At 64.3% G+C, this 11,341-nt stretch carries 10 protein-coding genes; 1 reads left to right on the top strand and 9 read right to left on the bottom strand.

The genetic code is table 11. The features are described 5' to 3' along the window. Positions 1-47 precede the first annotated feature (47 nt). The 8 genes from ACT2BZ_RS18645 to cpaB form a co-directional block, all read right to left on the bottom strand. Positions 48-518 (bottom strand): tetratricopeptide repeat protein, encoded by a 471-nt coding sequence (locus tag ACT2BZ_RS18645; protein ID WP_457936751.1) that lies wholly within the window; start codon positions 516-518, stop codon positions 48-50. Positions 519-653: 135 nt separating this feature from the next. Further along, positions 654-1,610 carry a type II secretion system F family protein gene (locus ACT2BZ_RS18640; RefSeq protein ID WP_457936749.1) on the bottom strand — a complete coding sequence of 319 codons (957 nt, stop codon included), beginning with the start codon at positions 1,608-1,610 and terminating at the stop codon, positions 654-656. Position 1,611: 1 nt separating this feature from the next. After that, positions 1,612-2,565, bottom strand: a complete 954-nt coding sequence (locus ACT2BZ_RS18635) for a type II secretion system F family protein (RefSeq protein ID WP_457936748.1) — start codon at positions 2,563-2,565, stop codon at positions 1,612-1,614. A gap of 2 nt (positions 2,566-2,567) precedes the next feature. Further along, positions 2,568-3,986: a CpaF family protein gene (locus tag ACT2BZ_RS18630; protein ID WP_457936746.1), complete on the bottom strand. Its 1,419-nt coding sequence runs from the start codon at positions 3,984-3,986 to the stop codon at positions 2,568-2,570. Further along, the gene (locus tag ACT2BZ_RS18625; RefSeq protein WP_457936744.1) at positions 3,983-5,194 is read right to left on the bottom strand and encodes an AAA family ATPase; all 1,212 of its coding nucleotides are present in this window, start codon (positions 5,192-5,194) and stop codon (positions 3,983-3,985) included. Before ACT2BZ_RS18625 ends, ACT2BZ_RS18630 begins: the two co-directional genes overlap by 4 nt. A gap of 24 nt (positions 5,195-5,218) precedes the next feature. Then, a complete protein-coding gene (locus ACT2BZ_RS18620; protein ID WP_457936742.1) occupies positions 5,219-5,476 on the bottom strand; it encodes a hypothetical protein in 258 nt (85 codons plus the stop codon). An 11-nt stretch (positions 5,477-5,487) separates the two neighbouring features. Then, complete coding sequence (locus tag ACT2BZ_RS18615) at positions 5,488-6,921, bottom strand: type II and III secretion system protein family protein (RefSeq protein WP_457936740.1); 1,434 nt, start codon at positions 6,919-6,921, stop codon at positions 5,488-5,490. 41 nt (positions 6,922-6,962) lie between these two features. Beyond that, on the bottom strand, positions 6,963-7,904 hold the full coding sequence (gene cpaB / locus ACT2BZ_RS18610) for a Flp pilus assembly protein CpaB (RefSeq protein ID WP_457936739.1): 942 nt from the start codon (positions 7,902-7,904) through the stop codon (positions 6,963-6,965). A 246-nt stretch (positions 7,905-8,150) separates the two neighbouring features. On the opposite strand from cpaB, the gene parE reads away from it, so the two are divergent. Continuing rightward, positions 8,151-10,214, top strand: a complete 2,064-nt coding sequence (gene parE / locus ACT2BZ_RS18605) for a DNA topoisomerase IV subunit B (protein WP_457936738.1) — start codon at positions 8,151-8,153, stop codon at positions 10,212-10,214. 35 nt (positions 10,215-10,249) lie between these two features. Here parE and ACT2BZ_RS18600 read toward each other — a convergent pair whose 3' ends face one another. After that, positions 10,250-11,287, bottom strand: coding sequence for a hypothetical protein (locus tag ACT2BZ_RS18600; RefSeq protein ID WP_457936737.1), 1,038 nt, complete (start codon positions 11,285-11,287; stop codon positions 10,250-10,252). Between the last annotated feature and the right edge of the window lie 54 nt (positions 11,288-11,341).

The raw sequence follows: 11,341 nt of genomic DNA, 5'->3' as shown, positions 1-11,341 counted from the left end.
GAGCCGGTTCGGCGCGAAAGCGTGCCGAACCGGATTCTTCGGACGGCTCAGGCCTTCTTGAGCAGCGCGAGGTTGGCCTCGACGACGACGGAGCCCGGCATGGCGCTCCTGGCCTCGTCGAGCAGCTGGCGGGCCTTCTTCTTGTTGCCGCGCAAGAGCTGCGAATAGCCCATGTTGTTGACGATCTCCGGCTTGCGGCCGGCAACCTTCAAAAGCTGGTCGTAGGCGCGGTCGGCGAAGTCGAAACGGCCGAGCTGGTCGTACGACGCGGCGAGCCCCATCCAGGCTTCCGAGTTGTCGGCGCGCAGTTCCACCGCCTTGCGGAAGTGCTTTTCGGCCAGACCGTAGTTGGCCTGCCGGAACTGGTTCTTGCCGGCGACGAGATCGGCCTCGCTGATGTCTGCCGTGACCGGCGATATCGATGTCGTTTCGGTTGTGTCGATGCGGCCCGTCGTGCAGCCGCCCAACACCATGCTTGCCAAGATCGCGGCGATCGCAGTCGATTTGGATTTGACCATTGCCCCTGTCCCAAACGCGCCCGTTTTCCGGGTCCTTCTAACGGGATCACATTAGATCAAAGGCATTTAAACTTCGGTGCGGAGTTGCAGCGAATCCAAGCGGTCGGCGCAACGGTTCGTTTAGGTTTCCGCAGCTCAGTCTGCCGTCATCTTCACGATGATCGGGATGATGGCGATCATCAGGACGACCGGCAGGATGCAGACCGTAACAGGTACCGACATCTTGGCAGGGAGGGCATGCGCCTTCTCCTCGGCCATGGACATGCGCTTGTGGCGCATTTCGTCCGAGAACACCCGCAGTGCGCCCGACAGGCTGGTGCCGAGCTCCTTAGACTGCTGCAGCAGCGTCGCGAAGGAGCGCACCTCGTCGAGGTTCAGCCGATCGGCAAGCGACTTCAGCGCGTCGTCGAGGCTTCGCCCCGCCCTGAGCTCCAGCGACACGAGCTGCAGGTTCTCGCTGAGCGACGGATAGGTGCCGGAAAGCTCCTTGGACACCCGCTCGATACCGGCCTCCATGGCCATGCCGGCGTCCGAGCAGACAATCATCAGGTCCATGAAGTCGGGGAAGCCGTTGCGGTACTCGCGCATCTTGGCCGAGATCAGGCGGCCGAGGATCAGGCCGGGCATGAAGTAGCCCGCGCAAGCCGATATGCCGACAAGGGTCCAGCGGCTCGTGGCCGTCGCGTCCGCGCTGGCCAGCCACTCGTTGAACACGAAGGCGCCGAGCGCGCCGACAATGAATGCGCCGAAGCGGATCAGGAAGAAGGTGCCGACGGCGCGCGGATCGAGATATCCGGCCTGGATCAGCCGCATGCGCAGGCGGGCGACGTTTTCCGGATCGCTCTTGGCGTAGAACTCGTGCGCCGACTTGGCGACCTTCTCGCGCACGACATTGCGGCTTGGCGCCGGCTGTTCCTGCGACTCGGCTTTTTTCGGCTGGACCTTGAGACGGCGCTTCAGGTCGCTGTGGCTGCCACGCGCGGCCAGGATCGGCCAGCCGACGGCGCAGAGGCCGCCAAGCAGCATGATGAGCGCCACCGGCCCGAGCGATGTCGGACGAAGCGAGGCGAGGAAGAGGACAAGCTGTTCCATATCAGAACTTGAAATTCGACATTTTGAACATCATCAGGTTTCCAAGGACCAGCCACACCACCGAGCCGCCGAGCAGGTACCAGGTCATCGGCTTGTCCCACACGCTGGTGTAGAAATGCGGCATCATCACCATGATGGCGGCGGCCAGCAGGCAGGGAACCGCCGTCAGAATATAGGCAGACATGCGGCCTTCGGTTGAAATGGCCCTGACCTTGCGCTTCAGCTTGCCGCGGTCGCGGATCGTCAGCGACAGGCCGTCGAGGATCTCGCGAAGATTGCCGCCCGACGAGGTCTGGATCGACACGGCGGTGACGAAGAGCGGCAGGTCTTCATGACCGACGCGCTGGTAGAGGTTGTGCAGCGCCGAGACGAGATCCGAGCCGTAGGTCACCTCGTCGGCAACGACGCCGAATTCCGTGCCGATCGGGTCGGGCATCTCGCGCGCCACCATGGAGATGGCGACCGGCACCGGATGACCGGCCTTGAGGCTTCGCGTGATCAACTCGAGCGCCTCCGGCAGTTGTACCCCGAACTGCTTGTGGCGACGGTTGCGGCGGAATTTCAGCACCTGGACCGGCAGGATCGCGGCGAGCACCGGGAACAACGCCAGCGCGCCGACCAGCGGCAGGCCATTGAGGTAGCCACCCAAGGATATGGCGAACGCGATTGCCGAGGTTATCCCGAGAAACTTCGACGTCGACATGATCATGCCCGACTGCGAACGCAGCGTGCGGAACCAGTCGAGCGAGAAGAAGGAGCGTCCGTCGAGACCACGCTCCTTGCGGAGCTGGATCAGCACCTGTTCCTGGCTGATCTTGCCATCCTGCAGCTTCATGCGGCGGTTGATCGCCGTGCGTCGGTCGGCCCTCCCCGCATAGAGCAGGTAGAACGCCTCCGCGATCATGATGCCGGTTAGCGCAGCGCCGGCGTATATGACGTAGAGCGCCCCTGACATGACTATTCCAGCGGCCTTCCCGGCTCGAAATACTTACCCGGGAACTCGATGCCCATGGCGCGCATGTCCTCGAGGAAGCGCGGGCGCAGGCCGGTCGCCTCGAAATGGCCCTGGATCTTGCCGTCGGCGTCCATGCCGGTGCGCACGTACTTGAAGATCTCCTGCATCTGGATGACGTCGCCTTCCATGCCCGTCACCTCGGCGACGCTCGTCACCTTGCGCTTGCCATCAGACAGACGGGTCAGCTGGACGATGATGTCGAGTGCGCTCGATATCTGGCTGCGGATCGACTGCACGGTCATCGGCATGCCGGTCATGCCGAGCATCTGCTCGAGACGGCTGATGGCGTCGCGCGGCGTGTTGGCGTGGATCGTGGCCATCGAGCCTTCGTGGCCGGTGTTCATGGCCTGCAGCATGTCGAAGGCCTCTTCGCCGCGGCACTCACCGAGGATGACGCGGTCGGGACGCATGCGCAGCGCGTTCTTGACGAGATCGCGCTGCTTCAGTTCGCCATGGCCCTCGATATTGGCCGGCCGCGTTTCCATGCGGGCGACATGCGGCTGCTGCAGCTGCAGTTCGGCTGCGTCCTCGATGGTAATGAGGCGCTCGTCCTCCGGGATGAAGGCCGACAGGGCATTCAGCATGGTGGTCTTGCCGGTGCCGGTACCGCCCGAGATGATCGTCGTCTTGCGGGCGTGGACGGCGGCGGCCAGCACCTCGGCCATGTTCTGGGTGATCGCGCCGAATTCGACGAGCTTGTGCAGACCGAGCTTGTTCTTGGAAAATTTTCGGATCGAGACCAGTGGACCGTCGACACCGACCGGGCGGATGGCAGCGTTGAAGCGCGAGCCGTCCAGCATGCGCGCGTCGACCATCGGCTGGCTCTCGTCGACACGCCGGCCAACCGCGCCGACGATCTTCTGCACGATGCGCAGCAGGTGAGCCTCGTCCTTGAACGGGATGTGCACCTGCTGCAGCTTGCCGTGCCGCTCGACGAAGCAGTTCTGGTGACCGTTGATCAGGATGTCGTTGATCGAGGGGTCCTTGAGCAGCGGCTCGAGCGGGCCAAGCCCGACCATCTCGTCGACGATGTCGTCGACCAGCGCCTCGAGTTCCGCGCCATTGACGGCAAGCCGCTCCTGGCGGGTCTTTTCGAGAACGAAATCATGCACCTGGCGGCGCATCTCGTCCTTCGGCAGACGCTCGAGCGCGACGAGGTTGATCTCCTCGATAAGCATGCGGTGCAGGCGGGCGCGCGCGTCGATGACCTTGTTGGTCGACTTGGCAGGGCCGGCGTCGGCCTTCGGCTGCGCCTTGCGCGTCGACGGGATGACGACCATCTGGTCGGGGCGAGCTGCCGGCTCCGGCGTGGACTCCGGCCTGACATCGCGGTTCTGCAGGGTGGAGAAGCGGCTGGTCATGCCGACTTCCTCAGCAGGCGCTTGCCCATGGCGTAGAGCGACGTCGGCTTCTTGCCCTCGACCACCACCTCTTCGGGCAGGATGATGCGCTTCAGATCGTTGACCACATTGGCATTGGCATCGATCTCGTGCAGCGGCACGCCGCGATCGACGGCCTCGCGCACGAGGCGGTAATTGTTGGAAATGCCGCCGACGAAGTGATCGCCCAGAATCTCCTGCACATCGGCCTGCTTGATGCCGCTTTCGAACATCTTCTGCTCGTAGCGGTTGACGATGACGTTGGGCTTCACTTCCTTGCCGACCGTCTCGTAGACGGCCTGGATCAGGCGCTGCGTGTGACGCAGACAGGGCACCGTCATCTCGGAGACGATGTAGAGCTTGTTGGAACCGAGCAGCACCGTCTCGGTCCACGGGAACCAGGTGCGCGGCATGTCGATGACGACATTGTCGAAATAGGCCGAGACCAGGTCGAGCATGCGCACCACGACGTCGGCGTTGAACGAGCGCATCTCCGACGGGTGCGTCGGTGCTGCGAGCACGCAAAGGCCGCTCGAATGCTTGGAGAGCATGACGTCGAGCAGCTGGCGGTCGAGTCGCTCCGGCTGGTTCTCGATCTCGGTAATGTCGAAGCGTGGCTCGAGGTCGAGATATTCCGCGCAGGCGCCCTGCTGGAAGTTGAGGTCGACGACGCAGGTCGAAACGCCGCGCGTCGCCGAGTTGTGCAACTGGAAGGCAGTCTGCAGCGTCAGCGTGGTGGTGCCGACGCCGCCGGCGGCCGGCATGAACGTGTAGATCTGCGATTCCGAGTTCTCCTCGCGTCCCGGACCCTGCAACACGCGAATGCAGGAGCGCACGAGATCGGCGGTCTTGACCGGACGGACGAGGAAGTCGGCGACCTGGAGCTGGACGAGGATCCGCACGGCAGCAGCGTTGAACTCCTGCGTCACGACGAGGATCGGCGCCTTGCCCTCGAGGCGACGCGTGATGCGCTGCAGCGCCTCGATTTCCTCGAGCTTGGCCGCATCCATGTCGATGATCGCGGCGTCGCAGTTGGACTCCTGGATCTCGCCGCGCAGCTCTACGACATTCTTGTCGACCGTAATCAGTTCGATCAGGTCCGAGGACGAGAACGCCGCCTTGGTTTCCTGGACGAAGGCCTTGTCCGTCGAGATCAGGACGATGCGCTTGGTTTTTCCGGGATTAGCCATTCTGTTGCCTGTACTGTTCTGATCTCAGTTGCTGAGCGACTGCGCATCTTTGGCGGATGCCGCGCTCTCGGCCGGGCCGGTCTTTGCGGCGCGTGCCGCCGGCACCAGCAGGTGCGTGTTCTGGACGCCGTCCTGCCAGGGATCGACCATCTGCATGACCGTATTGGCAGCCTGCGCATTGCCGACCCCGTCGGTAATGGTGTCGGCGCGGCGGTGCTGGTCGCTCGTGCAGCTGGAGCCGGCGGCGGCGACGCAGAGGAGAGTGATGGTTGTCAGGATCATTCGCATTCGGTTCAGTCCTTCGGCAGGTCGAGGAAGTGGCCGACGCCGACCGCCTCGAAGGTTCCGCTGGAGGCCGCGGTGGCACGGCCGGCATCGGAGACCTTCACTTCCGCGACATTGCCGAGGAAGTAGTCGACGTTGCTGGCCGACACCGTGCCGTCGGTCGGCGTCGCGACCTTCTTGGACGGATCGATCGGCTTGACCAGGTACGGCGTCACGATGATGACGAGATCTGTCTCGCGGCGCTGGTAGGCCTTGGAGGAAAACAGCGCGCCGAGCACGGGCAGCTTGGACAGTCCAGGCACGCCCTGCTGCACCATGTCGTTCTCGGACTGAAGCAGGCCGGCCATCATGAAGCTCTGGCCGTTCTTCAGGTCGATCGAGGTGCGCGCGCGGCGCACAACGAAACCCGGGATCGAAATATCGCCGATGTCGTAGGACGAGGACTTGTCGATGGAGGACACTTCCGGCTCGATGTCGAGCGAGATCAAACCGTCGGCGAGCACGGTCGGCGTGAAGTCGAGACCGACGCCGAACTTCTTGTACTCGACGGTGATCTGACCGTTCTCGCCCTGCGAGACCGGGATCGGGAACTCGCCGCCGGCGAGAAAGCTTGCCTTCTGGCCAGAACGCGCGATCAGGTTCGGCTCGGCGAGCCGGCGGGCGACGCCGCGATCCTCGAGCGCCTTGATGGTCGCATCGACGGACCAGCCGTTGGTCATCAGGTTGCCGATGACCTCGGCTGCCGGCTGGTTGGACGAGGCAGACGGGTTCGAATTGAACTTGATCGAGCCGGAGGGGCCCGAATATTTCACGCCGAGCTTCGTGCCGAGTTCCTGGCCGATCTGGCGGTTGATCTCGACGAAGCGGACGTTGAGCTGGACCTGCTGCGAGGTCGAGATGTTGACCGAGTTGATCACCTCCTCCTGGCCGGAGAAGTTGCTTGCGATTTTCGACGCCTTGTCCGCCGCCACCTGGTCATTGGCGGAACCGGACAGCACGACGCGGCCATTGGCGGAAGTCACCTTGATGTCTTCGCCGCCCGGAACGTTGTTGCGGATGGTGGTCGCCAGCCTGTCGGTGTCCAGCGTGACCTCGATGTCGACGGAGCCGACCAGCTGCTTGTTCTCGTCGAACAGCGCGATGCCGGTCGTGCCGAGGCTGTTGCCCAGGACGTAGAAGGAGTCGTCGGTCAGCGGATTGACGTTGGCGACTTCCGGATCGCCAATGACGATCTCGTAGAACGGCACGTTCGTCTTGATGGTGCGCGGCTTGCCCTTGGCGATCTTGATCGACGCATTCTGCGTCGACGAGATGTGGATCACCTCGTTGGCAGCCCCCACGGGCGTCGTCCCGGCGACCATGCTCGTTGCAGCCAGCGCTGCCGCGAGCCATGACGCGGCAAAAATGCTCCCGCGGCCTCTATTTCCCGTCAACTCAACCATTGTCCCAGCCCCCAAATACCCGGTGTCCCGCCGGGTTCAGTTCAATTCTGAATCTTTTCTTCCGTGCCGTCCTGCGACACCACCTGGTAGGGCTGCGTCTGCAGGCCCCGCGTCACGATGATCGTCCTGAACTTCGGCCCTTCGGGCTCTTCAGCGACCTTGCCGAGCAGCGACCCGGCGGTCTCGGTGATGCCCGCCGCGACCGAGCCGCCAAAGGACGAGATCGTGGTGATGCCGTCCTTGCCGACACTGACGTCGTTCGATGAGCGCAACGAAAGCGACAGCGAGCCGATGTTGCGCGCAAGCGCGATCTTCTGTGCGCCATCGACCGTGACTTCTATGGTCACCGATCCGACGACCTGCGGGCTGGTCTGGCGCTCGTCGGCGCCCTGACCGACAGTCAGCACCTTGGCGTTTTCGACGACGACTTCCGTAGTGATGGTCGAACCGGCGGCGCCGGAGGCATTGCCCGAAACTTCCTGGATGGCGCCGGCGTCACGCGTCAGCACGATGTCGACCCGGTCGCCCGGCGTTACGAAACCGCCGACGCCGGCGATCTCGTCAGTCTTGATGGTCACGGCGCGCATGCCCGACGACAGCAGGTTCGACAGGGTGGCGCGGCCATTGGCGCCCGACAGCTTGGCAAGCAGCACCGGTTCGTTCGCCTCGATCGGCGAAAGCACGACGCGCGACCCCTCGCCCATCAGCGCATCGACCGACGAGAAGGCGCCCTGCGGCAGCGAATCCTGCGGCCAGGGAATTTCGGTCAGCTGGGTGCGGTCGAGTTCCATGCCGAAGCGAAGCGGCGCCGCCGCGACGACGATCTTGTTGAATTCGACGCGCGGCTGCTCGGGCGCCGGTACCTCGACGATTACTTCCGACTTCGCGTTCGCCGCGCTCTTGACCCAGAGGTCTGCGGCAAAGACCGAGATCGCGCCGATGACGGCGGCAATTCCGATCATGGTGATGACTTTACCCTTCACGTTCGAACTCCCCCGCAAATCTGGTTCTTGCTCTTCTTGAGCCTGACGCTACCGGGCAAACCTAAACATTCGGCATTTTAGAAGCTTCGTATTGAATCTATCTTTGGATTTTGGTTATCGAACCCTTGCTGGCGCCCGGCACCCCGCCTGTGGGCCGTTCTCGAACGGAACGGGAACCTCTGTCATTGTCGGGGTCGCTCGTGGCAGTATGCCCGGTGATTCGCAGCCTTGGATAATTCGCGCCCCATGGACGACGGTAACGACCTCTTCGCCAATATCGACAAAGCCGCCGCCGCGCCGCGTGCGGCGCCCCGGCCGCTCGACCCGATCGTCCAGTCGATGGCCAAGCGCAGCGCGCAGCAGAAGGACGGCAGCGAGGGCTACGACGCCAGCCATATCGAGGTGCTCGAGGGCCTGGAACCGGTGCGCCGTCGGCCCGGCATGTATATCGGCGGCACCGACGAGAAGGCGCTGCACCATCTCTTCGCCGAGGTGATCGACAACTCGATGGACGAGGCCGTCGCCGGCCACGCCACCTTCATCGACGTCGAGCTGTCGGCGGACGGCTTTCTCACGGTGACCGACAACGGGCGCGGCATTCCCGTCGATCCGCATCCGAAGTTTCCCGGCAAGTCGGCGCTCGAAGTCATCATGTGCACGCTGCATGCCGGCGGCAAGTTCGATTCAAAGGTCTACGAGACATCGGGCGGCCTGCACGGCGTCGGCGTCTCGGTGGTCAACGCACTGTCGGACGAACTCGAGGTCGAGGTCGCACGCGGCCGCCAGCTCTATCGCCAGCGCTTTTCGCGCGGCGTCCCGCAGGGCACGCTGGAATCGCTCGGCGAGGTTCACAACCGCCGCGGCACGCGTATCCGCTTCCATCCCGACGCCGAGATTTTCGGCAAGGGCGCTGCCTTCGAAGCGGCGCGGCTGTGCCGCATGGCGCGTTCCAAGGCCTATCTGTTCGGCGGCGTCGAGATCCGCTGGAACTGTGCGCCCGAACTCATCAATGAAAAGGACGAGACGCCCGAAAAGGCGGTGTTCCATTTCCCCGGCGGCCTGAAGGACTACCTCTCGGCCTCGCTCGGCGGCGACTTCCAGGTGACGCGCGAGGTGTTTGCCGGCAAGAGCGAGAAGCAGGGCGGCCACGGGTCGCTCGAATGGGCGGTCACCTGGTATGGCGGCGACGGCTTCATCCGCTCCTACTGCAACACCATCCCGACCGGCGAAGGCGGCACGCACGAGGGCGGCTTCCGCAACGTGCTGACGCGCGGCCTGCGCGCCTATGCCGATCTCGTCGGCAACAAGCGCGCGTCGATCATTACCAGCGACGACGTGATGATCTCGGCCGCCGGCATGCTGTCGGTGTTCATCCGCGAGCCGGAATTCGTCGGCCAGACCAAGGACCGGCTGGCGACCATCGAGGCGATGCGCATCGTCGAGCAGGCGATCCGCGACCCCTTCGACCACTGGCTGGCCGATAATCCGCAGGAAGCCTCGAAGCTCCTCGACTGGGTCATCGCCCGCGCCGACGAGCGAGTCCGCCGCCGCCAGGAACGCGAAGTGTCGCGCAAGACCGCCGTGCGCAAGCTGCGGCTGCCCGGCAAGCTTGCAGACTGCACGCAGAACGCTGCGGCCGGCGCCGAAATCTTCATCGTCGAGGGCGATTCGGCCGGCGGCTCTGCCAAGCAGGCGCGCGACCGCGCCAGCCAGGCGGTCTTGCCGTTGCGCGGCAAGATCCTCAACGTCGCCAGCGCCGGGCAGGACAAGCTGACCGCAAACCAGCAGATTTCCGACCTGATCCAGGCGCTCGGCTGCGGCACGCGATCGCGCTACCGCGAGGAGGACCTTCGCTACGACCGGGTCATCATCATGACCGACGCCGACGTCGACGGCGCGCACATCGCCTCGCTGCTGATCACTTTCTTCTACCAGGAAATGCCGGAACTGGTGCGCGGCGGCCATCTCTACCTGGCCGTGCCGCCGCTCTACCGCATCAGCCAGGGCGGCAAGGTGCGCTATGCGCGTACCGACGAGCACAAGGACGAGTTGCTGAAGAGCGAATTCACCGGGCGCGGCAAGGTCGAGATCGGCCGTTTCAAGGGCCTCGGCGAGATGATGGCCGCGCAGCTCAAGGAAACAACGATGGACCCCAGGAAGCGCACGCTCCTGCGCGTCGACGTGGACATGGAGGATACCGAGGGCACCAAGGCCTCGGTCGACGCGCTGATGGGCACCAAGCCCGAACTGCGCTTCCGTTTCATCCAGGACCGCGCCGAGTTCGCGGCAACCGAGGCGCTCGACATCTGATCATGCGCCTCCCGGCTGGCGCCGGACAGGCATGGCTAGTCCGTTGCGGGTGCTTTCGCTGCGCGCAACCCATCTCCCTGGCGGCCAGATTCCTCGCCAACCAGGCACGCCAGCGCGAAGAAGGCGAGCGGCTCTTCCTCGCAGGTGATCGCCACGACCGTGCCTGACCTGTCGATGTCGAGACCCTTCGGACCGCCCTCCTCGTCGGAAGCATGGCCGCGCCCGAAGCTCTTGGCATCAAGCACCTCGGCTGTTCGCACCGCGGGTCGCTCGCCCCGCCAGTCGCCGTCACTGCGATAGATCTGCAGCACCGGCCTACCGGCATCGGCGACGACGACGTGCAGGCCGTCGGGAGAAAAGCGCACGCCATGCGGATAGCCGGCACCGGACAGCACGCCCGCCGGTTCGGCCGTGCCGCCGAGCGACCGGCCGGCATCGAAGATCTTCACGTCGCTCGTACCGTGACTGCTGACGGCGATCCAGCGCTGGTCGGCGCTGATGGCTATCCCGTCGGGAATGTCGAGGCCGCGCCGCATCGCTAGTCTGTTCCAGAGCGGCGCGTAGCCAAATCGCGGTGCAATCAGGTGACTAGACACCCTGTGCGCGTAATTCTGGCAGACATAGACGGATACGAGTCCGGAGGAATGGCGGCATACTGCGACGGAGCCGGGCGACCTGATCCTGAAGGTCATTGGGTGCCTGAGGACACGGAGCGGCTCGACATGGCAAATCCGATCGTCAGGCCACTGCCGTGGCAGGCCGAGAATGGAAACCCGGCCGTCGCGGTTGGCCACGACCAGCGTCAAGTCGTCGATGAAGTCGATGCCGTGCACCGCACCGATACCGTCCGAGGTCAATTCCAGGAAATCGTCGATCCGGATCGGTCCGTCACCCGCGACACGGATTCGCAGGAGAAGCAGGCGCTGGCGTCCGAAACCGGCGATGCACAACAGGCCATTGTCCGGCGAGAAACGGATGTCCTCGGTACGTCCGATCGCTGCGAGTGCGGCCCGGACCGGGGGGCTGGCGTTGATTGCAAGCCTATGCGGCTTCAGGGCGGCTTCCGGAACCATGATCCGATCTATGGACGCACGGCGGACTCTCGGCAACCTGCCAGCAAGAAGCCC

The sequence above is a fragment of the Mesorhizobium sp. 10J20-29 genome (assembly GCF_054130485.1).
Note: the sequence above shows the minus strand (reverse complement) of the source record. Positions and strands in the feature narration are given on the sequence as shown.